Annotated in this window: 17 protein-coding genes; 12 read left to right on the top strand and 5 right to left on the bottom strand. The window is 40.7% G+C overall.

From position 1 onward, the window contains the following. The first annotated feature begins 99 nt into the window (after positions 1-99). The 5 genes from BUF13_RS15300 to BUF13_RS15280 all read left to right on the top strand — a co-directional run bounded on the left by BUF13_RS15300 (position 100) and on the right by BUF13_RS15280 (position 5,869). Positions 100-1,446, top strand: a complete 1,347-nt coding sequence (locus BUF13_RS15300; protein WP_073572697.1) for an MBL fold metallo-hydrolase — start codon at positions 100-102, stop codon at positions 1,444-1,446. A 354-nt stretch (positions 1,447-1,800) separates the two neighbouring features. Then, complete coding sequence (locus BUF13_RS15295; RefSeq protein WP_073572696.1) at positions 1,801-2,040, top strand: hypothetical protein; 240 nt, start codon at positions 1,801-1,803, stop codon at positions 2,038-2,040. A gap of 82 nt (positions 2,041-2,122) precedes the next feature. Next, on the top strand, positions 2,123-3,109 hold the full coding sequence (locus BUF13_RS15290) for a D-alanine--D-alanine ligase (protein WP_073572695.1): 987 nt from the start codon (positions 2,123-2,125) through the stop codon (positions 3,107-3,109). Positions 3,110-3,353: 244 nt separating this feature from the next. Beyond that, positions 3,354-4,517 (top strand): AIR synthase related protein, encoded by a 1,164-nt coding sequence (locus BUF13_RS15285; RefSeq protein ID WP_073572694.1) that lies wholly within the window; start codon positions 3,354-3,356, stop codon positions 4,515-4,517. A gap of 2 nt (positions 4,518-4,519) precedes the next feature. Next, a complete protein-coding gene (locus tag BUF13_RS15280; protein WP_073572693.1) occupies positions 4,520-5,869 on the top strand; it encodes a neutral/alkaline non-lysosomal ceramidase N-terminal domain-containing protein in 1,350 nt (449 codons plus the stop codon). Positions 5,870-6,203: 334 nt separating this feature from the next. On the opposite strand, the gene BUF13_RS15275 is transcribed toward BUF13_RS15280, so the two are convergent. Then, complete coding sequence (locus BUF13_RS15275) at positions 6,204-6,806, bottom strand: class I SAM-dependent methyltransferase (RefSeq protein WP_073572692.1); 603 nt, start codon at positions 6,804-6,806, stop codon at positions 6,204-6,206. 77 nt (positions 6,807-6,883) lie between these two features. Between BUF13_RS15275 and BUF13_RS15270 the strand changes: the two genes are divergently transcribed. Next, entirely contained in the window at positions 6,884-8,242 is a 1,359-nt protein-coding gene (locus tag BUF13_RS15270; protein ID WP_073572691.1) for an acyl-CoA dehydrogenase family protein, read from the top strand. 256 nt (positions 8,243-8,498) lie between these two features. On the opposite strand, the gene BUF13_RS15265 is transcribed toward BUF13_RS15270, so the two are convergent. Next, positions 8,499-9,338, bottom strand: a complete 840-nt coding sequence (locus tag BUF13_RS15265) for a hypothetical protein (RefSeq protein WP_073572690.1) — start codon at positions 9,336-9,338, stop codon at positions 8,499-8,501. Between the two features lie 98 nt (positions 9,339-9,436). On the opposite strand from BUF13_RS15265, the gene BUF13_RS15260 reads away from it, so the two are divergent. From BUF13_RS15260 to BUF13_RS15230, 6 genes are all read left to right on the top strand, one after another. Then, positions 9,437-10,072: a GDSL-type esterase/lipase family protein gene (locus BUF13_RS15260; RefSeq protein ID WP_073572689.1), complete on the top strand. Its 636-nt coding sequence runs from the start codon at positions 9,437-9,439 to the stop codon at positions 10,070-10,072. A 208-nt stretch (positions 10,073-10,280) separates the two neighbouring features. Further along, a complete protein-coding gene (locus BUF13_RS15255; RefSeq protein ID WP_134204498.1) occupies positions 10,281-10,742 on the top strand; it encodes a hypothetical protein in 462 nt (153 codons plus the stop codon). Positions 10,743-10,985: 243 nt separating this feature from the next. Beyond that, a complete protein-coding gene (locus tag BUF13_RS15245) occupies positions 10,986-11,921 on the top strand; it encodes an alpha/beta hydrolase family protein (protein WP_073572686.1) in 936 nt (311 codons plus the stop codon). 170 nt (positions 11,922-12,091) lie between these two features. Then, the gene (locus BUF13_RS20670) at positions 12,092-13,153 is read left to right on the top strand and encodes an SH3 domain-containing protein (protein ID WP_073572685.1); all 1,062 of its coding nucleotides are present in this window, start codon (positions 12,092-12,094) and stop codon (positions 13,151-13,153) included. 346 nt (positions 13,154-13,499) lie between these two features. Then, positions 13,500-13,916 carry a helix-turn-helix transcriptional regulator gene (locus BUF13_RS15235; RefSeq protein ID WP_073572684.1) on the top strand — a complete coding sequence of 139 codons (417 nt, stop codon included), beginning with the start codon at positions 13,500-13,502 and terminating at the stop codon, positions 13,914-13,916. 289 nt (positions 13,917-14,205) lie between these two features. Continuing rightward, a complete protein-coding gene (locus tag BUF13_RS15230; protein ID WP_134204500.1) occupies positions 14,206-14,781 on the top strand; it encodes a hypothetical protein in 576 nt (191 codons plus the stop codon). A gap of 205 nt (positions 14,782-14,986) precedes the next feature. Here the strand turns inward: BUF13_RS15230 and BUF13_RS15225 are convergent, their stop codons facing one another. The 3 genes from BUF13_RS15225 to BUF13_RS15215 all read right to left on the bottom strand — a co-directional run bounded on the left by BUF13_RS15225 (position 14,987) and on the right by BUF13_RS15215 (position 21,685). Continuing rightward, the gene (locus tag BUF13_RS15225) at positions 14,987-17,344 is read right to left on the bottom strand and encodes an ABC transporter permease (RefSeq protein WP_073572682.1); all 2,358 of its coding nucleotides are present in this window, start codon (positions 17,342-17,344) and stop codon (positions 14,987-14,989) included. Positions 17,345-17,968: 624 nt separating this feature from the next. Next, positions 17,969-19,888: a c-type cytochrome gene (locus BUF13_RS15220; protein ID WP_073572681.1), complete on the bottom strand. Its 1,920-nt coding sequence runs from the start codon at positions 19,886-19,888 to the stop codon at positions 17,969-17,971. A 21-nt stretch (positions 19,889-19,909) separates the two neighbouring features. Beyond that, positions 19,910-21,685, bottom strand: a complete 1,776-nt coding sequence (locus BUF13_RS15215) for a 3-keto-disaccharide hydrolase (protein ID WP_073572680.1) — start codon at positions 21,683-21,685, stop codon at positions 19,910-19,912. Between the last annotated feature and the right edge of the window lie 150 nt (positions 21,686-21,835).

Raw genomic sequence — 21,835 nt, 5'->3', positions numbered from 1 at the left:
CATTTTTAAAGGGCTTTGAGCCTAAAGTGATAAAGCTCACCAAATATGACTTCGGTCATGTTTTACCTTTGTAATACAAAATCGAAAAATAATAATCTTATGAATATCAGACAGTTTTATGACGAAGGCCTAGCTCACGCAAGCTATGCGATCGAAAGTGAAGGTAAAATTGCCTTAGTAGACCCAGGAAGAAATCCACAGCAATATTATGACTTCGCAGATGAGGTAAATGGTAAAATCGTAGCGGTGATCGAAACTCACCCACATGCAGATTTTGTCAGCTCTCATTTGGAATTCCATCAAAATGAAGGTGCAACAATCTATGTTTCCAAACTAGTTGGTGCCGAATATCCACATGAAGGATTTGATGAGGGAGATTCTTTCACAATGGGAAATGTAAGTTTTCATTCTCTTCACACTCCAGGTCACTCTCCAGATTCCATCAGCATATTGTTGAAGGATGAAAATGGAAAAGACCATGCTCTTTTCTCTGGTGACACCTTATTTATCGGAGATGTAGGAAGACCGGACTTGAGAGAAAAAGCAGGTAACCTCAAAGCTCAAAGAGCAGATCTTGCTAAGATGATGTACCATACGGTTCAGGACAAACTGAAGCCTTTGGCAGACGATGTATTGGTATTTCCCGCACATGGAGCTGGCTCTCTTTGTGGTAAAAATCTAAGCGATGCAAGGCAGTCTACGATTGGTGAGCAAAGAGCTACCAACTGGGCTTTCGCAGATTTGGATGAAAGTACCTTTGTAGACTCTTTACTTCAAGGACAGCCTTATATTCCAAAATACTTTGGATATGATGTAGCCATGAACAAAAAAGGAGCTCCTGCTTTCCAACGATCCATCTCAAATGTGAGCATTTGGCCTGAAGGATCTATTCTTCCTGAAGGAGCAGTAGTCATCGACACCCGCACTCAAGACAAATTTGCTGCAGGTCATATCCCTGGCGCAATCAATATCATGAATGGCGGAAAGTTTGAAACTTGGCTGGGATCAATCGTAGGCCCTGAGGAAAACTATTTTCTAGTAGCTGAATCAGCTGCAGAATTGGAAAACCTAATCAACAAAGCTTCCAAAATTGGATACGAGCAATTGATCAAAGGTGCTGTCGTCAGTCCAGCTGGAATGACTGAAAAAGGAACTTCCTTCGACGTCGAGGCCTTCAGTGCAAACCCAGACGCATATACGATTGTTGACATCAGAAGTCGAGATGAGCATGCAAACTCTCCGATTTTTGACAACTCTATCAATATTCCACTTCAAGAATTGAGAGAAAGAGCGGAAGAAATTCCTTCCGGAAAACCGGTTTTGATTCACTGTGCAGGTGGCTATAGATCAGCTGCTGGAACCAGTATCGTAGCAGGTTTGAAAAAGGATGCTGAAGTATTGGACTTCAGTGAGGCTATCAAAGATTTTCAAGTAGTAGCTCATTAAAAAGGCGAGTTATTTGCTAATCACCCTTACCCCCGAAAAAATCGGGGGTATTTTTTTGCCTCAGCCAGACAAGGTTAGAGGGTTGACTTCTAGATTTTCAGGTTTCAGGAAATTATTCCAGTGAGAATGCGTTTAACCCGTATTAGGCATTAGGAACCGTAGTGAGAGTTCAAAATGGGAGAAAATCAAGCATTTAACGAATGAGGCATAGCACCGCTCTGGTGAATGAGTTAAATGCAGCGAGGCGATTGATTTCGAAGTATTTTGGGCTCGGAACAGGAAGTCTAATGCATATTGCGGGTTTAACATATTCTAAAGCCTTTTTTGGTTAAATTGCAGTATCAATAGAAATCTATGAGTAGAGAAGAATTCCGTCAGCTACCCTTGCATCAAAAAATCAAAACCCTCTACATTGAGGGTACTTTTGTTGTGGCTATTCGGTATTACAGACATAAAATCAATCTCTACCTTTTGGAAAATGAATATGTCGAGGTCTTTTATAACCATAAGGAGGACAAAATCGAAAAAATTGACTTTTTACCCAGAGATCATAGCCGGATGAAATTCTATCTGGATCAGATCAAATTGGCTTGAAAAACCCTTGGAGGGTTTAGAAATATTCACTTTGAACATTAGCAGAAATTCAACTACTTCGCAGAGTTAATTTTTATCGGATATGAAGAAGAAAATAGCCTTAGTAACGGGCGGCTTCACAGGTGAGCATGTCATCTCTTTGAAAAGCGCAGCTGTTGTTGAAAAAACAATCAATAAGGACCTTTATGATGTTTACAAAATCCTGGTTTATCCAGGAGATTGGCATTTTGTCTCCGCATCTGGTGAAAAAGTCCCTGTTGACCTCAATGACTTCTCTATTTCTATCGGAGATGAAAAAATTACCTTTGATGGAGTTTTCAATATTCTTCATGGCTCTCCGGGTGAGGACGGGAAATTGGCAGGTTATTTTGACATGCTTAATATTCCTTACACAACCTGTGACCAGTTGACCTCTGCGATCACCATGAATAAAGGCTACACCAAAGCCATTGTTCAGGACATTCCAGAGCTCAATGTGGCTCAATCCCTTCAGCTTTTTGAAAACTCAGAAAAGAATCGCCAAAAGATTGAAAGTGAATTGAAGCTCCCTCTTTTTATCAAGCCAAATAACGGCGGCAGTTCCATCGGCATGTCCAAAGTGAAAACCTGGGAAGAATTACCAGAAGCCCTGGACAAAGCCTTTGCTGAAGACAAGCAGGTTTTGGTAGAGGAATTTGTTTCTGGACGCGAGTTTTCAATCGGTGTTTTCCGTGGAAAAGGTGAAATCACTGTCCTTCCAGCTACTGAAATCGTGAGCAGCAAGGAGTTTTTTGACTATGAAGCCAAATATGTCGCTGGTGTAACAGAAGAAATCACACCGGGACGTATGAATCAGGAGGAAATCGATCGAGTAGGCAGAGTGGTGACCAAAGTCTATGAAAAGCTAAACTGTAAAGGGGCTGTTAGAATCGATTACTTCTTAGAAAACGAAACTGGCAAGCTTTACTTTATCGAAATCAATACCGTTCCTGGTCAAACAGAAACCAGCTTAATCTCCCAACAAGTAAGAGCAATTGGAATGGAAGTTCGTGACTTCTACACCCAATTGATTGAGGAAATGTTTGAATAAAGGCTGAAGTCTAAAAGTAAAAAGCTCAAAGCTGAAAGCTAAAACTTAGGTTAAGGTATGACGTACTTTGTACTTGGTACATGGTACTTTGTACAAGGATCCATCTTGATCATTGCATACTGACCACAGTTTACTGAATCCCTTTTCCGTCTACGGCCTTGAAAACAATCAATTTTCCTCTTGAATCCTTCTCCAATGAATTGGATTAATTAACTTTGCGGCTGGATAACAAACCAAATATTCCATGAACGAGCGCTATATGCAGCGCGGTGTTTCCGCCTCCAAAGAAGATGTCCACAATGCAATCTCCAAGCTGGACAAAGGATTATTCCCTCAAGCATTTTGTAAAATCGTAGAAGACACCCTAGGTGGCGATCCTGATTTTTGCAATATCATGCATGCTGATGGGGCAGGTACCAAGTCATCCTTGGCCTACCTTTACTGGAAGGAAACAGGCGATTTGAGCGTTTGGAAAGGCATTGCACAGGATGCAATCATCATGAATACGGATGACTTGCTTTGTGTGGGAGCTATCAACAATATCTTGGTTTCATCCACTATCGGAAGAAACAAGAACCTGGTTCCAGGTGAAGTGATTTCAGCGATTATCGAAGGAACTGAGGAAGTTCTTCAGATGCTGAGAGACAATGGCGTAAACGCTGTTTTGACCGGTGGCGAGACTGCTGATGTTGGGGATTTGGTGAGAACCATCATCGTAGACAGCACCGTGACTTGTCGAATGCGTCGTGATGAAGTCATTTCCAATGACAAAATCCAAGGGGGAGATGTGATTGTTGGCTTGTCTTCTTATGGTCAGGCAAACTACGAAAGCGTATACAATGGAGGAATGGGAAGTAATGGCCTTACCTCTGCAAGACATGATGTCTTCAACAAAATCCTTAAAACAAACTATCCTGAATCTTTTGACCCAGCTGTCCCTGACAACTTGGTTTATACAGGAAGATATAAATTGACTGACCCGGCTCCGGGAGCTCCTGTAGACATGGGTAAATTGGTCCTTTCTCCTACTCGTACCTATGCCCCAATCATGGTGGATATCTTAAATTATTTAAGACCTCATATCCATGGTTTGGTTCATTGTAGTGGTGGAGCTCAGACCAAAGTCCTACACTTTGTAGACAATGTGCATGTCATTAAAGACAATCTTTTCGAGACTCCTCCTTTGTTCAAAATCATTCAGGAAGAAAGTGGTACAGACTGGAAAGAGATGTACAAAGTCTTCAACATGGGCCACAGAATGGAAGTATATCTCGATGAAAGATATGCTGACGAGATCATCGACATTGCTGAGTCTTACGGAGTAGAAGCCCAAATCATCGGTCGAGTAGAGCCACATGAAGGTAAAAAAGTAACCATTCAGAGTTCTTACGGAAAATTTGAATATTAAGCATGAGTCTTAAACCTGCTTTTATAACATTTGGAAAGATCCTTCTCGGGATCTTTCTGTTTTTGGTAGTAATCGGAATCTTTTCCATTACTACTGTAGACAGAAGTCCTATTCAAGAGCAGGAATTTTACAAAGAAACATTTCAGGATCTGGAGTCTCTTCCATTCACTTCCACCCATGGGGAATTTTGGCTAGCTGGCTGGGGGAAAGCAAATATGACTCCTCAAGAACCAGCAGAACTGGTTGGCTATGCTCCCCGAGGCCCTTATGAATTCGTTCAGGATAGCAGCTTTGTCAAAAGCATTGTTTTAAGCAATGGAGAAAGTGAAATCGCTTGGATCAACTTTGAGTTGCTGATTGTACATCCATTTTTAGCTCAAAAAGTAGAGGAGAAAATCCGAAGTGAATATCCGAATCTTCTTCGATTGATTTTCACGGCAACCCATACCCATTCTGGAATGGGAGGATATATGCCAGGTCCTTTGGGAGAAGTGGCATTTGGTGGCTTTGATGAAGACCTTGTGGAAATGATTGCCGACAAAAGTCTTCAAGCCATCCAGCAAGCTCAAACGAGTCTGGATACGGCAAGCATTACTTTCCGTCAAGCAAACGTACCAGAATTGGTAGCCAATAGATTTGTCAAAGGAGGTCCGATTGATCCTTTTACTCGGGAGTTAATCTTCACTCAAAACTCTGGGAAGAAAGCTTCGATTTTGACTTACTCTGCTCATGCGACTTGCTTAAGCTCCAAGTTTATGGGGCTCTCTGGGGATTATCCTTTTTACCTGATGAGAAAAATGGAAGAGTCTGAATATGATCTTTCAATTTATGCAGCTGGAACTGTGGGTTCACACCGACCGGTTTCTCCTGGCAAAACGCCCGAAGCAATTCAAGAATATGCCCTCGATCTTGATTCCCTAAACCGGATCAAAATGACCAAGTTTGGCACGATCAGAAACCCACTATTGGCCAGTTCAAGATTGGATTTAAAACTCAGAGACCCTCATTTGAGAATTTCAGATGACCTCAGACTGAGACCTTGGTTGTTCAATTATTTAATGGGAGAAACCAACGCCCACATCGATTTCACAAGAATAGGAAACACGCTTTGGATCGATTCCAGCGGTGAGATTTCTGGCATTTTCTATGAGAAATGGGATCAACTCGCCAAAGAAAAAGGCTTAAACCTGATCATCACCACGTTCAATGGAGGCTATATCGGCTATATCACGCCCGATGAATTGTATGATGAGCACTTTCACGAAGTTCGAGAAATGAACTGGTATGGACCTGGAAATGGAAGATATTTTGATGATTTGATCACAGAGATCATTGAGAAATCTTCAGAATAAAAACAATTCAGCTTCTATTCTAACTCGTTTCTAAGCCAATTATATTCCCTGCTAACATTTGGCATTAACCGAGGTTTATACAGGGTTTATACAGGGTTAATTCAAGGTATATTCAAATTTCAATTGAAAAAACCTTGGTTTAACTTTATATAAAGAGTGAAGAAATACTGTATAAAACCAAACTTATCTCAAAGGCTACACTTACTTATATAGTCCTGAACTCTAAGACTACACAAATAGACAAAGAAGGTTTTATCATAAGGAGAACAGTGATTTGGTCCGGCGAATTTATGGATCGACTATTTTATATTTTGGGAAAGGGGCATTAAAAAAATCACCTCCAAATCTGCGCTTTAATCCATCCTTTTTTCCAGATTTTCTCCTCCACTTTTTGCATCCCGATGCTTTTGAAGAAGTATTCATAATCCGGAAGATCCTGCCTGACATGCCCTGCTACCATTCGAAAGCCGGAAATAATGGTTTTGATCATCACTTCCTGCCTCCAGTTTTGGGAAGGAAAAAAATCAGCTAAAATCACCTCTCCACCATAATTTAGGCTGTCTTTCACTTTGGAAAAGAATAATTCCAAATCCTGATCAGTGAAAGTATCCAAAACAAATGGAAGCAAAATCACATCGTATTGTTCTTTGAAATCGAAAGGACCCATCCCGACAGTCGCCGGGACAAAATCAAGCTTTGAATCCTTCAGGTTTTTCTCTGCTTTGGAAAGCATACTTGGGGAGAGTTCCACAAATTTTCCTGTCAAGTTCTCTTGAAAACCACGATAATCCCAGCCGTCTCCCCCTCCAAGAATTAAGACTTTTTTGTTTGGTATATTAGAAAGAAAACAAGTTTTGGCTTCATGCAGTTGGTTTCCAAAAACCATTCTGGAAAGTGGGGTATAAACCGGTGCAAGCCATCGATAATTGTCTTTCATAAAACCGAAAATAGTATTCTGAACGTTTGAAACATAAACGATCACCAAATGCTAAAATAAACCCGATAAATAATCGCATGAAAAATCTTTTTAAAAACATTGCCGGATTACGTCAATTGCTGCAATCTGTAGACCTAGAGCAGATTTCCAAACTTTCCCAAAAAGTAGACCTTCCAAAGATGGTGGGTCTGGTGAGTAAAATGAGTGAATCCGACCTTTCCAAAATGATGGGAATGCTCAAAGGAGCCGGTAAACCGAAAGAAATCCCACCAATCAATGGAGACTTTTATGAACTGGGAAAAAGTCTTCCCCACCACGAGCGTGAAATCCAACTTCGGGTTCGTGAGTTTATGGAAAAAGAAATCAAACCTATCGCGAATGAGTACTGGAATCGTGGAGAATTCCCCATGCATATCATTCCAAAAATGGCTGAATTGGACATAGCCGGACTGACTTATCAAGGCTACGGATGTCCGGGACACTCTGCGCTCTTGGAAGGATTTATTGCGATGGAAATGGCCAGAGTTGACACTTCCATTTCTACCTTTTTTGGAGTTCAAAGTGGATTGGCTATGGGCTCGATTTATCTCTGCGGCTCTGAAGAGCAGAAAAAGGAGTGGATTCCTGCCTTGCAAAAACTGGAAAAAATCGGAGCCTTTGGATTGACTGAACCTGAAGTCGGATCTGGAGCTGCCGGAGGCTTAACGACAACCTGTAAAAGAGAAGGAGACACCTGGATCATCAATGGACAAAAGAAGTGGATAGGCAATGCAACTTTCTCGGATATAACCATTATCTGGGCCAGAGATTTGGATGATAATCAGGTCAAAGGATTTATCGTCAAAAAAGACAATCCGGGATTCGTGGCAGAAAAGTTGGAAGACAAAATGGCTTTGAGAACTGTACAAAATGCCTTGATCACGCTTACTAACTGCGAAGTACCGGAATCTGATCGTCTTCAAAATGCAAACTCATTCAAAGACACAGCCAAGGTTCTTCGAATGACAAGAGCCGGAGTAGCTTGGCAGGCTGTGGGATGTGCCCGGGGAGCTTATGAATTGGCTTTGGCTTATACGAATGAACGAAAGCAATTTGGAAGACCGATTGCTTCCTTCCAGCTGGTTCAGGACTTGCTCGTGACTATGTTGGGCGACTTGACAGCCATGCAAACGATGGTATTCCGACTTTCTCAAATGCAGGATGAGGGAGAGCTTTTGGATGAACATGCATCATTGGCAAAAGTATTCTGTACGCTAAGAATGAGATCCATCGTCGATCATTCCAGAGAATTATTTGGAGGAAATGGCATCTTGTTGAGACATGACATCGCTCGATTTGTAGCGGATGCAGAAGCTGTCTATAGCTACGAGGGCACTAAAGAAATCAATTCTCTGATCGTCGGCAGGGCTATTACCGGACATAGTGCGTTTGTTTAATAGATAAGATCAATCCCCCTTGCCCCCTTTAAAAAAGGGGGAATTGGAACTGCTTACCTTTGGGCTCCGAATCAAATTCAATTCAGATTTGATTTTTTCTCCAAACAAGTCCCCCTTCTCAAGGGGGCAAGGGGGATTAAATAAAATTTTTTTTGCCCAAGTGAGTGTCTCCACTCGCTTTTTATGAAAATGATCCGTGAAGACACGGATCTAGGCAGTGAGGACACGGATCAGGGCGAGGTATTCTCTAATAAAGTCAAACCAACACCAATATCCATGGGAGCAGGAAAACTGCTTCCATTCTTCTTCTGATCTGTTCCGGTTGCAGGTTTTTGTTGAAAAAAATCAAATAATGGAGCAGACACATCACCAATAAAATGCAGGCAAAAACTCTGTAAAAGGAAGGCATCAAAATAAACGCAGCTAAACATCCCAAGATTATCAGAATCGCCAACTGCCGGATTTTTATGATCATTTTCTCTGGCTGAATCAAAAGTGCTGCTGAAGGGAATCCTGCCAATTTATCTTGATTTCTATCCAGCCAAGAAAGCATCAACAAATTCAAAAATGCCAAAGCTGAAAACAGCCCAAAGAGCAACCAAAAGTGCCAATCCTTATCCAAGGTATCTGATCTCAGCAATGGTATCCACGAAATACCCAACACATAGAATATCGCTGTACTCAATTCTTTCAGTCCATTGACTGCCTTTCCCCCCAAACGGATCATCCCCATACTTCCAGCAATCAAAACTGATAGACCTACACTCCAATACAATTCATCTGAAAAACCCAGAACTTGAATCGCTCCAAAAAGCCCCACACCGATTGCAATCAATACGATTACTCCCAAAGTCTTGAAGTTTCTGGCATGAAACTGATGTCTGGGGCTGAGATCTATTTCGGCCTTTTTTCTGGAATCCAAAAGGTGATCTGCGGTATAGATCACCCACACCGTCAAGCCCAACAATAAATCCATCTTCCAATCCAAAGAGACATGGAGTAATCTGGAAAAAAACAGCATTCCAGCCATGGATCCCAAGACCACATCCAGAGAAAGCCAATTGAACCACAGGAAGAATTTCTTCAGCAATTGCATTTGGTAAAAATAGGGTCCTTACTCTTAGAATCAAGGGTATTTTCCTGAACAAAATTTCCTATTTTGGCTATCTAACAAAAAAACAATTCAATAAACCTATGAAATCCTTTTATTCTGTTTTAGTTCTTCTTTTACTCTCTATTCCTGCTTTTTCACAAACTCCTATCAAAATCGCCTGCGTGGGGAATTCCATCACGCAAGGTCCCGGAAGAGACAATCCCGATAGCTATCCCCTACAGCTTCAGGCCATTCTGGGAGACACTTATGAGGTAGTCAACTTTGGTATGGGAGGCCGAACTTTATTGAGAAAAGGAGATTACCCTTATTGGAATGAGACTTTGTTCCAAGATGCCAAAGATTTCAGACCAGATATCCTGGTGATTATGCTGGGAACCAATGATTCCAAACCTCAAAACTGGGCTCACAAAGCTGATTTCAGAAAAGACTATCTGGACATGATCGCCGAATTCAAAGAGTATATGCCGGCTGACGGAAAAGTCTATGTGGTCATGCCTGTTCCTGTGACAAAGGATAACTTCGGAATCACAGCTGATGTGATGAATAATGAACAAAGAATGATGATCATAGACATCGCTCAGTCCAGCGGATCAAGATTGGTTGATTTGTATACGCCACTGATGGATAGAGCAGACTTGCTTCCTGATGGAGTTCATCCCAATACAGAAGGACTAGGCATTATGGCAAGTACTTTGGCTAGAGCAATTAGGCTGTAAGGATACTCGTCATTGCGAGCTTGCCTACTGAAGGTAGGGAGGAACGACGAAGCAATCTCACTTCCCAAGCTCGTGTTCTCACGAGCTTTTTTTATTAATTTGATTTGGAGTTTTCCTGCTTCTCCTGGAGCGGAGGATATGCACAAAAGATGTATAAATGAGTTATCGGGCATTTATAATAGACGTCCACATAAACAAGAAACAGAATATGTTGACCATTGAAAAAATTAAAAAGGACTTTTCACGCATAACTGCTTGGACAGGGAACTCAGAGACGTATCACGACTCTCCAATTTTTGAAGGTTATGGGAATTTTTGTGACTTGTATTTTATATCAAAAGACAAGCAAATAAAACAAGAACAAGTTGACAAATACAATGAATTCAAGGAGAACTTTAAAAGTTACCTACCTGACATTGAAAAGTATATTTTAAGTTCATTGAAAAATTCAGAAGTGAACTTAGAAAACTTAATCAGACAAACGAAACTAACTCTGGAAGTAATTGAAATTCCTTTTGACAATTTTAATTATGACTTAGTATTGGTATGTGGTAAAACTTATAAAAAGTTCTTTTTTCTGACAAAAAATATAGACATAAGGGTTGAATTCAAGAACGGACGAATAAAATCAATTCAAAGAAAAAAAGACACGACAGAAGAAAATGAATAACCAAAGAAAAACGCCCTATAACAGCACCTACCCAAAAGTGGCGGTTCAGTGGTTAAGTCAAGCATTGATCTTCGATCAACATTTGTGCTTGGTTGACATTGTAGTGCTCCGAAATCGCCACCTTCAGGTAGTTCCAAACCGTTTTAATAAAAAAAATCTACTCCAAAATAAGTCCCAATTAGAAAAATAAAAATACCTCAGCCTATCAAGTTGTATAAATTTGGGTAATCCAAAAGCGAATCAATGAGCAAATTTTTTAAAGTATTAAAAAAGGTAATTCTATATACTTTTTCAATTCTTTTACTTCTTTCAATAGCAGCTTACACATACCTCTATGTTCTTCCAAAGGGACCTGAAATCACAGAAAACAGTACAATCAGTGTAGGTATAGACTCTTTTGTAATTTATGCTTATAAAAACAGTGAGAGAAAATCGATTAAAGTCTGGACCTATAAACCAGAAAACTGGAAGGACAAAGACAAAATAGTTTTCGTGATGCACGGTGGTGGGCGAAATGCGGATGATTATCTAAACGCCTGGGTTGAATTAGCCGATAAAAACAAGCTACTAATCATCGCTCCTGAATTCGAAAATAAGTTTTCAAAATATACCACGAACGACTATCAAGAAGGGAATTTATTTACCTTTTTTGGGACTAAAAACCCGAAAAGTGAATGGGCATTCTCAGTTGTTGAAAACATATTTGACCACATTAAATCGGTCAATAACCTAACAAACGAGCAGTACGACATTTTTGGCCATTCAGCTGGTGGACAGTTCGTTCATCGAATGGTCATGTTGATGCCGGAATCGAGAATAGGAACAGCTATCGCTGCGAATTCTGGATTCTACACCTTACCAGACGGGAATCTTGAATTTCCCTATGGAATAAAAAATACAGAAACGGATCTGCAAAAAGCCTATCAAAAAAGATTGATTATCCTCTTGGGAGAATTAGACAATGACCCAAGTTTAGGAACTTTTAGAACAACGGATTTGGCCATGGAACAAGGAGCGCATCGGCTAGAGCGGGGAACAACTTTTTTTAATGCGAACGAGGAATTGAAGAATAAAAATAATTGGGCATTTAATTGGGGAATTGATACTGTGGAAAATGTAGGCCATGACTATGAAAAAATGTCTGAAAACGCAGTGGAGTGGATAACGAACTATCCTTAAAATTACCAGCAGAAATTCCTGTTATTTACCCAAGCTGGGGATGTAAAGGGCTTTTTTATTAATTTGATTTGGAGTTTTCCTGCTTCTCTTGAAGCAGGAGATAAACATTACAAAATTATATCTATCCAACTGATTTTGGATTGATATATGAACAAAAGATGTATAAATAAATGAGTTTCCAGCAATATAAAATGAACTCAATACAGGAATTAATAAAAGCAATGCAAAAGCAAAATGAGCAAATACAAAACTCTTTTGGATTGAACTCTTTGCAAGGGTTAGCTAAGGCAATATCCGAACAAAGCAAAATACAGAATAACTTAACTGGGCTAAGTGGACTCACTGATATTGCTAAGTCAATATCTCATCAAATGAAATCTTTCAATACAACCACAGCAGTATTCGGTAATAGTATCGCAGCACAAATGAAAGCAATGCAATACCCCAAAAATCAGAATACACTTTTGGGGCTTACATTTACCCTTGCAGATATAGCAAAGACTAATCAAAAACTGTCAGACAATCTATCTGGATTTGCTTCAAGTCAATTATTGCTTTCAAGTAATCTAGCGGAGATAGCTAAATCATTAAGCCAAACGCACCTTGACAAATTCAATGGTATTGATGTTGCTCTAAGAGGAATTTCAAAGGCATATTTAAGAGATGTAACAATAAGTCGTGTATGGGATGACATCAAGGTCGCGGAAGAAGCAAATGAAACAATTGCAAATGCATCAGATGATTTATTGACCCGAAATAAACCAGTTACAGTTCAAGATCTTGACAAATTGAAACAAGCAGTTGTCCTTGAGCTTTACGGATTACTTGGTAAAACTAAAACAGAGAAAGCAACCCAATTCATCTTCGAGTTAATTACAATTATCAGCTTCCTTCTGACATTGTATAGTTTCCATAAACAGCAGTCGGACTTGAGCAATCAAGATGTGATAGAACAGACAAGGACCGAAATCGAGCAAATGAATAAAGAACTCTCAAAAAAAATTGAGACTGAACTTCAAAAACTGAAACAAATTAGAATTGCTAGATCAAACGTCAATTTAAGATACGCTGACAAAAAGAACAGTAAAATAATTGGTCTCGTTAAAAAAGGACAAAGAGTTACTGTGATCGAAATAAGGCATAAGTACATACTAATTTCTTACATAGACTCTGAAACAGGAGAACCCAAATCAGGTTTTGTAGTCAAAAAGTACTTTGAAAAGAAAAAATGAAATATTGCTGGCAACAACACCTACACGCAATTCCCTTCGGGCCACTGCGCATAGCCAAACCGTTCCCCCACTAAGCGTAGTTTGAAACTACGCTTTCCTATTTTTTGAATTTGCAATTCATGATCCCTTCTGGATACAGCAAAATTTTACCTAGAAAAAGCTACACCTTCTTGGAATTACCTTCCCGAATTTTTCCAAAATGGATAAAATATCCCTGCGCTCGACTAAATTACCTAAGAAATTCAGTCTGGCATTCTTTCTAGAATGTAGGAAAGGTTTAAATTTGATTAGAACAATAATCCAAAGCCAAATTCCTTAAAGATCTTTTTATCTAACCTTCTTCCCCATGAGCGATTCTCCATCCAAACAAATCCACCAAGGTAGAAATATCAAACGCTTTCGTGAAATGCTGGGTATCAAACAGGAGGCATTAGCCTACGAACTGGGTGAAGACTGGAGCCAAAAGAAAATCTCTCTTTTGGAACAGAAAGAAGAAATAGAAGCCAGCCTTTTAAGCCAAATCGCTGAGGTATTGAAACTTCCAGTAGAAGCTTTCCAGAATTTCGACGAGGAACAAGCTGTGAATATTATTTCGAATACTTTCGATAATGGATCAGTAGGTTATCAGAAAAATGATAACTGTACTTTCCACCCCATTGATAAAATCATCAAACTTCACGAGGAGAAAATTGCCTTATACGAGCGCATGCTTAAGGAAAAGGACGAAATGATGCAGCGATTGGAAAAGTTGATCGGAAAGTAGAATATCCGAGTCCCCCACTAAGCGTAGTTTGAAACTACGCTTTCCTATTTCCATAGCTACCGCTCATATACGGAAAGCTAAAAATTATTTTTCCCCATATCATTATTGAGTTTATTTTGCCCAAGCTCGTGTCACGAGCTTTTTTATTAATTTGATTTGGAGTTTTCCTGCTTTTCCAGAAGGAGGAGATAAAGACTATAAAAGGTGTATCTATCCCTCTGATTTTGGGTGGATTTATGCACCAAAGGTGTATAAATTAATGAGTTATGGGCAACCTAAGAAAACGACAATGAGACAACTAATTACAATATTTTCAATTGTTCTGACATTCACTTCTTGTAATGGACAAGAGCAACAAGTTGAAGAATTAAAATTATCCGATTTTAAATTTGAATCTATTTTCGGAACGACAACTTCCGAGCCTAAAAGTACATATTGCCTATTGGGAACTGGATTCTTCAGAACACCACGCTCGGACGATTCAGATAGCCTGATCACAAGTTGGATAAATGAACACCCTAAAGCGGTTGTAATTCCTGTATCAGCATTTGGACCGGTTGAGATAAAAGCCCCTGAATCTAAAATGAAATATTGTTGGATAATTGACCAACAAGACACTTTGAATAATTATTTGATTAGAAAAGGGTGTTTCCCAGGCGGAACCATGATAAAACCAAAGACTTGGGACGAAATGGAAAAATGGGAAAAAGAACTTTATGAAGATTCTGACGAAAAAATGAATGTTCAAGTATTTGTCGATAAAGCAGACTATGACAGATTCATTGAACAAATTAAAACAGCTGAACTTTTTGCCAAAGAAAAGGAACTCGGAATTTGGAAAGAAAAGGAAATTGAAGAAGAATAAAAGGCAGCCCATAACAAAGCATATAGCTTATGGCGGGTGAACGGCTGCCAGCAAAGTTTCTGCTTCGTAGCCAGCTTTTGTTTCATTGGACAGGAATGCTCTCCGAAATCTGCCCCAACAATATGTACCAAACGTTCTCAAATCATCCTGTTTCTGGAAAAGCAGGATAGCCAAGAGAAGCAGGATAGCCAGTTAGCCTAAATTTTTACCCATCCAAATGAAGCGAGTCAACAGGATTGGAAAAGGCGACTTTGAGGGATTGAAAGCCCACTGACAGCAAGGTCAATAGCATCATAAACACTCCTACACCAACATAAAGCCACCAATGAACGGTGGTATGGAAGGTATATCCCGAGAGAAAGTTGGAAATCAAGAACCAAGCGATCGGAACTCCGATCAATAAGCTGATCCCAACCAACACTCCAAAATCCCTGTAAAGCATCAAGACCAAATTGCTTACAGAAGCTCCCAGCACTTTACGAACACCAATCTCTTTGGCTCTTTGCTCTGCTGTAAATAGGGACAGTCCGAATAGTCCCAGGCAAGAAATCAGAATAGCCAAAATCGTAAAGCCCATGGATAGCTTGCCTATCACTTGCTCCATTCTATACTCCCTATCAAAAACCTCATTGAGAAATGAGAATTCAAAAGGATATCCTGGATTGTATTCTTTAAAAACATCCTCCACTTGAGCGAGGACCTGATCCAAAGGTTGCTGAGCTGAAAGCCGAACCAAGTAATGATTCCCCAGATTCTCAGAGTACATCATAATCATAGGCTGGATTCCAAACTTCAGATTGTCATTGTGAAAATCCTCTGTAACACCGACGATCACTCCCGGACCATGCCACATATCGATTTTGGTTCCTACCGCTTCCTCCACACTCAGCCCCATATCTTCCGCCGCCTTTCTGTTGATCAGGTAATTTGAGGAATCTCTTTCTCCGACAAAATTCCTTCCTGCAATCAATGGAATATCCAAAGTGGGTAAGAAACCGGCATCACAGCGGAAAACCTTAAAGTTGACTTGATTTTGATCTGTTTTCCCCGGCCATTTAGGGTCGGTTGACATAATCGGAATGGTAAAGACATTGTTTCCTCCAAAAGCAACTTCCTCCACTCCACTGAGTTGCTGCAATTCATTTTTGATCCCTGAGTAAGCTTTAACAAGCCCTTCATTTTGATCTATTACGATGATATTTTCCCGGTCAAAACCCAAGTTTCGATTGGAAATAAATTGGATCTGTTGATACACTACAATACTCCCCAAAATCAATATCACCGAAGCTGCGAACTGAGCTACCACCAAGGCTTTTCTCAATCCAGCTCCCGTCAATCCGGATTTGCTGTCGCCTTTGAGCACTTTGGATGGATTAAACTGAGCAAGTACCCAAGCTGGATAAGAACCAGCCATCAATCCTGTCACCAAGGTCAATAGGATCACTCCTCCCCATAAGATAGGATTTGCCAAATTCAGCACCAGGGATTTGTCAGTGATTTCATTGAATACAGGCAAAAGCAACTGAACAAGCATCAGTGCAAAAATCAAAGCGAACCAAGTAAGAATCACCGATTCTCCAATGAACTGGACCATCAGGTTCCATTTACTTGCTCCGACAGATTTCCGAACCCCTACTTCCTTGCTTCTACTGGCAGATCTGGCTGTGGAAAGATTCATGAAATTGACGCAGGCCATCGCCAAGATCAGAAATGCGACAAAGGAGAAAAGGTAAACTTGCTGGATCCTACCTCCTACAGAGACTCCATTTTCAAATCCTGCATGCAAATGTTGCTTTTGGAATGGGAATAGAAAAGGTCTATTTGTGCAGTCTCGACAGTTTTCAGAAATCAAGGAACTGATCTTTTCCGAAGGAACTTCAGCTCCATCTCGAAGCAAAACCACTGTCCTGCTTCCTCCACTTTGCCAATTTTGCATCCAGGGATTTTCATCCAGCATCAGTTCAAAAGGAAGCACAAAATCAAATTGAAGTGAAGAGTTTTCTGGAGCATTTTCAAAGACTTCAGATACCGCCAAATCCAGCCCATTTGGAAGGGAAATGGTCTTTCCTATCGGATTCTCATTCTGAAAAATTCGTTCAGCCAAAGCTTGAGAAATAGCAATCGAGTTCTTTCCTGGCAATACATTTTCAATCGAATTTCCTTCTACAATTGGAAAGCTCATGATGCTAAAAAAGGCAGGGTCGGCATAGATTCCTTTTTCCTGAAAAGGATGCCCTTCATGCTTTAACAATAGATCTGTCTCGAAACTATAGCGAGAAGCCTTCTCTACCTCCGGGATTTTCTCCAGCAAAACATCTTTTAGCAAAGCAGGTGCAACTGGATAAGTTTCTATTTCACGTTCTGGCTGATGATTATTGACCATCACGGAATAAATCCTGTCTCCATTCGCATGAAAATCATCATAGCTGATTTCATCGGCAATCCACAAAAGGATAAAAATGCTAGCAGCGATACCCGTACCCAATCCTAATAAATTGATCAGAGTATAGATTTTATGGCGTGCTAGATTCCTTAGGCAAATTTTCAAAAAGCTTCGAAGCATGGGTGAGTTGAATGATAAATCGAGATCTTAAAAGAACAAAATCATGCCAGAGAAACAGCGCTTTTTGGCCAATAAACAGCCAAAAATAGAAGAGAGACGTCCCATATCGAACAAATTGATTCCAAAATAGGACGAAATACATCTTGCCCTAAAAAAAGAATAAGAACATCCACATTTGCACCAGTATCCAGATTTCCTTTTGTTAAAGGGCTAGAAGACAGTAGACAGAAGACGGAAGTTCAGAAATGAGAAATACGAAAAGTGGAATTGGAATTTGGAGAATGTTCTATTTCTCCTAAAATTATCCGGATCTCTACTCTCCAAACTCTTTTTCTCTTTCCCTAGCTTTAAAAGATCCGTGAGGATCTACCTTCCGTAGGCAGGCACCGATCAGGGCGAAGGTGTTTGGGGAGAAGGATGAAATGATAAATAATCAATCCCGATGAATATCGCGGATCAAAGAACAATTTCTCTGCGGAAGCTCAGGGTTCTCCGTGGCTCTGTGGTAAAAAAATCAGGTGAAAGAATTAAATAAAAAGAAAAAACCGGCAGCCCAGAAAGCTGTCGGTTTCCAAATTGATAAACCAGCTAGATTCATCTATAAAATAACCCAATTCAGTTTACTTACTTTAATGAGTTGATCCAGTTCGCAATTTTCAAAGCCTGATCCTTAGGAACCTGAGGCATTGGAGCCATCGGAGTTGCATAATCAGGCCAGTTTTGCGGCTGTGGATTATAAATCAATTCTACAATTTTTTCAGCGCTATAATTTCTCTTTGCTACATCCTTGAAAGCTGGACCAACCACTTTTTTATCAGTTGTGTGACAAGCTGTACAGGTATTTTTAGCCAAAAGAGTTTTGATTTCAGCCTCAGAAGGAACTGCTGGTTTTGAAACACGCGCAGCAGGAATTGGCTTCGGATCGTCCTCAACTTTAGCCGCAACAGGCTTTTCTACCACTTTAGGCTTGATAGTCATCTTCGCTCCGGAAGGGATCTCGTTCAAGGTATAGTAAGCATCTGTGTGTACCAATTCATGATAGTTTCCAGCTTCTCTGATACCAGGAAGGCTGATTCTATGCACGTGGAATTGAACAGGATTTGCGATAGCGATACGAACTTTTCTACCATCTTCAGAAACTTCCACACCTAGGATTTCATGCTCCTTGTTTTCGACAGGAGGGCTACCGTACACAGGGAAATACTTATAGGTATAGCTTGAGATCATGTAAGAAGTCAAGTCTTCTGCAGACTTTTTGTCTACAGGCTTGGTGAATTCGATCTCGAATCCATCAGGCTTTGCCTTCACAGATCTCATTTCGAAAGGAATCGCACGGTTCCAAACCAATCTTTGCAAACCTTCATTGGCATCACCTGCAGATCCCCAACCACGGTTGGTTTCTCCTACGAAAAGAGACTGATCACCTGCAAAAATCAAACGAAGCACACCAGACTGGAATCCGCTTCTAAAGTCAATGGAAGCACCTTGGTACACGCCATTTACTTTTTCAAGCATGATTCGCATGATTTTACTTTGTCCTTGATCACCTACTAGGATTTGACCTCCAAAAGGTCCCCAGTAGTTGTCAGGAATGACAATAGGCTCAGAGTTGGAAATCCCATGAACACCGTGAGGCAACCATACTGCCGGCAATTTGATCTCAGGAAGCTTTTCTTTTGCTTGAGCCAAAGTAATGTACTCACCATCCACTTGGTTTTCAGGCTTCGCAAATCCACCACGACCATTCGGGATTTTCATTGGATCAACTACTGCATTGAACTCCTCAGTACCCATTTTGATAGGAATCTCAGGTAAATGAGACCAAGCCAAACTTGCTGGGTGACCAGAGAAATCTCCTTTTTCCAAATGCCACAAACCACCAGAAGCCATGTAATCTCCTTGGTTTTCGGTATAGAATACTTCACCATTCAAGACTCCTGGACCAGCTGGAGATCTCATCCCCGCAGCATAAGGCTCGATAGTACCATCAGGATGGATTTTCAAAGTCATCCCTCTGTAAGGAACTCGTGCTTCACCTCTCCACCACTCTTGGTTACCAAAAGCCACATTGGTAGTGACGATGAAGTTTCCGTCAGGAGCGATTTTAGGGCCGAAGCTATACTCGTGGTAGTGAGCTGAAAGAGGCCAGCTAGCGATAGTCTCGTACTGATCTGCCTTTCCATCAGAATTTTTGTCTGTCAACTTGGTCAATTCACCACGCTGAACCATATATAGAGAACCTTCATGATAGGCCAAACCTAAAATCTCATGAAGTCCAAAAGCATATTTAGACCAATAAGGAGAGCTGGAAGTCGGGTTTTCAACGATAAATACGTCCCCTCTACGAGTAGCCACACCTAGATTGCCATTGGGCATCATGGTCAAGCCACCAACTTCTAGCAAGGTTCCTTCCGGAGCAGGAACTTTTAGGATTTTGAAGAAATCCTCTTCTTTTGGTGATTCCTGAGCCACAGCTACGGCACCGATAGTCAGAGCACATGCTGTTAAAGTCCAGGATTTCAATTTATTGATTGTATTATTCATAGCAATTCTGTCAGATCGGGATTAAAATAGTAAACGATAAGTCACTGTAGAGCTAGCAGGAAGGTAGATAGCACCATTCTGAGCTACTGGCTTTACCTTTTCACCTACAGAAAGGAACAAACCGCTATCCTTCACCCAATAGAGTCCATCTCCCATTTCTACCAATTCCTGGCCTGGTGCAACTTTCACCAATGTACCTGCAGGAAATGCTGAATAACTGATACTTCTTTCGATGCCTTTACCGCTATCGATTACTTGAATTCTATCTTTGAATTCGGTACCTGATTCATTTACAGCTTTGAATTCCAAAGCTCCAGGACCTAAGATTTCATATCCTTTGGATTTCAAATCATCAGCAAGTGGAGCATAAGATGCATTGTAGAACAATTCTTCTCCTTTGCTCAATTCTGTCACAGCTCCCAAAGGTCTGGAAACACCATTACCACGGCTGTTCCACATAGGAGTAGCGTCCAAGAAACCACCTCTCCAAACTCTGATCAATTCATTGGAATTTAAATCATAGGAATAGCTTGTCCCAAAAGGAGAAGAAACAGAAATACCATGAGAGATTTTCTTCGCGTCAGGTACTTCGATAAATGATCTCAAAACCGGATCTTGCTCTGTATCTACCAAGATTGGATCTGTAGGCCAACCCTCGAAGCTTCCAGCTGGATTGCTATATTCAGTTGACCACATAGTATCACCTTCAACGCTCAAAGAGAATCCTTCGGTTGTCCAATCTCTGGGCTTAGAAACCCAAATAGTCACTGGATATTCACCAGCTTCCAATTGCTTCTCTACTTTGATTCCTCTTTGCAAAGTAGCAGCACCACCGGTCCCGATTTGCAATGAACCCAATCCGTTAGGAACTGACATCAAGAAGGTGTAATTACCTGCTTTTTTGATGGAAACTTTGGTCTCCAATTTTGCCAAAGATTCCTGAGTCAATCCTGTAGAAAACTCGTCGAAATCTGAAATAGTACCCTTATTGGCAGCAGTCAGGCTACTTGCGCTTGGCATCTCCTCGAAAGAACCCGGGTACACTTCATAGTTAATAGCTGAAAAAGTAGGAGCTGGCGTATCCATCGGCTTCACAGTCAATGACTGGATAGCAACTGGACCGTGATCTCCTTGAATTCTGATAGGACCTTCGGCCACTTCACCACCTGGAAGTGCTCCTCTGGTAGGTCCGAAAAGTTCAACATCTTCATGAATCAATACTCCATTAAGTACTACTGATTCGATTCGTGCATTTGCAATTTTCTCTCCAGAAGCAGAAAACTTAGGAGCTTTGAAAAGCACTTTTAATTCTTGCCAAGTCCCAGGTGCTTTGGTAGCATTTTGTCTTGGAGCATAACCTTGATATCCTTTTTGACCATCGGGCTTGCTTTCATCCCAACGCTCATAGATCCCACCATTGTCTCCTGCTTTAGGATCGGTGGTGGTCCAGCTATCCAAAAGCTGGATTTCATATTGACCTTGAAGGTATAAACCGGAGTTGGATCCCGGTGCCATCATGTAAACTAGAGTGACTTCAGCGTCACCAAATTTTTCATTGGAAACCAAGTCCATTCCTGGTTTCTTTTTAGCTGGTTGATTGACAAGGATAGTTCCCTGTCCAGAACTTTGGATTTGTTGAGCTCCCAAGGGATTTGCCCAAGCATCTCCTACCTCAGACCAAGAGCCTTTGTTGTTGGAGAAATCAGCAAGGCGCAGCTGAGTAGTCTGGGCTGAAACTGTACAGATAGGAAGACCTATCGCCAGGCAAGCCCATAGAATTTTAGTTTTGGAAAACATAGGTTTAAATTGATTTACTATAGAATTTGGATAAATCCTTCCCGCATAAGGGGATGCTAAATAATCCAAAAGTCAAGAGATTACCAATCATTCTCACCCTATAATAGGTTAAGAATGGTTTGGAAGGGTCAAATTATTGTCGGAAAGCAG

Origin of the sequence: Algoriphagus zhangzhouensis (assembly GCF_900148515.1) — a bacterium.
In the GTDB taxonomy this organism is placed as follows: domain Bacteria; phylum Bacteroidota; class Bacteroidia; order Cytophagales; family Cyclobacteriaceae; genus Algoriphagus; species Algoriphagus zhangzhouensis.
This window is presented reverse-complemented; position numbering and strand designations above follow the sequence as displayed.

Bases quoted from the DNA above. Each gene is read 5' to 3' on its own strand.
- BUF13_RS15300 (WP_073572697.1), top strand. From the start codon at position 100: ATGAATATCAGACAGTTTTATGACGAAGGCCTAGCTCACGCAAGCTAT.
- BUF13_RS15295 (WP_073572696.1), top strand. From the start codon at position 1,801: ATGAGTAGAGAAGAATTCCGTCAGCTACCCTTGCATCAAAAAATCAAA.
- BUF13_RS15290 (WP_073572695.1), top strand. From the start codon at position 2,123: ATGAAGAAGAAAATAGCCTTAGTAACGGGCGGCTTCACAGGTGAGCAT.
- BUF13_RS15285 (WP_073572694.1), top strand. From the start codon at position 3,354: ATGAACGAGCGCTATATGCAGCGCGGTGTTTCCGCCTCCAAAGAAGAT.
- BUF13_RS15280 (WP_073572693.1), top strand. From the start codon at position 4,520: ATGAGTCTTAAACCTGCTTTTATAACATTTGGAAAGATCCTTCTCGGG.
- BUF13_RS15275 (WP_073572692.1), bottom strand. From the start codon at position 6,806: ATGAAAGACAATTATCGATGGCTTGCACCGGTTTATACCCCACTTTCC.
- BUF13_RS15270 (WP_073572691.1), top strand. From the start codon at position 6,884: ATGAAAAATCTTTTTAAAAACATTGCCGGATTACGTCAATTGCTGCAA.
- BUF13_RS15265 (WP_073572690.1), bottom strand. From the start codon at position 9,338: ATGCAATTGCTGAAGAAATTCTTCCTGTGGTTCAATTGGCTTTCTCTG.
- BUF13_RS15260 (WP_073572689.1), top strand. From the start codon at position 9,437: ATGAAATCCTTTTATTCTGTTTTAGTTCTTCTTTTACTCTCTATTCCT.
- BUF13_RS15255 (WP_134204498.1), top strand. From the start codon at position 10,281: ATGTTGACCATTGAAAAAATTAAAAAGGACTTTTCACGCATAACTGCT.
- BUF13_RS15245 (WP_073572686.1), top strand. From the start codon at position 10,986: ATGAGCAAATTTTTTAAAGTATTAAAAAAGGTAATTCTATATACTTTT.
- BUF13_RS20670 (WP_073572685.1), top strand. From the start codon at position 12,092: ATGAGTTTCCAGCAATATAAAATGAACTCAATACAGGAATTAATAAAA.
- BUF13_RS15235 (WP_073572684.1), top strand. From the start codon at position 13,500: ATGAGCGATTCTCCATCCAAACAAATCCACCAAGGTAGAAATATCAAA.
- BUF13_RS15230 (WP_134204500.1), top strand. From the start codon at position 14,206: ATGAGACAACTAATTACAATATTTTCAATTGTTCTGACATTCACTTCT.
- BUF13_RS15225 (WP_073572682.1), bottom strand. From the start codon at position 17,344: ATGCTTCGAAGCTTTTTGAAAATTTGCCTAAGGAATCTAGCACGCCAT.
- BUF13_RS15220 (WP_073572681.1), bottom strand. From the start codon at position 19,888: ATGAATAATACAATCAATAAATTGAAATCCTGGACTTTAACAGCATGT.
- BUF13_RS15215 (WP_073572680.1), bottom strand. From the start codon at position 21,685: ATGTTTTCCAAAACTAAAATTCTATGGGCTTGCCTGGCGATAGGTCTT.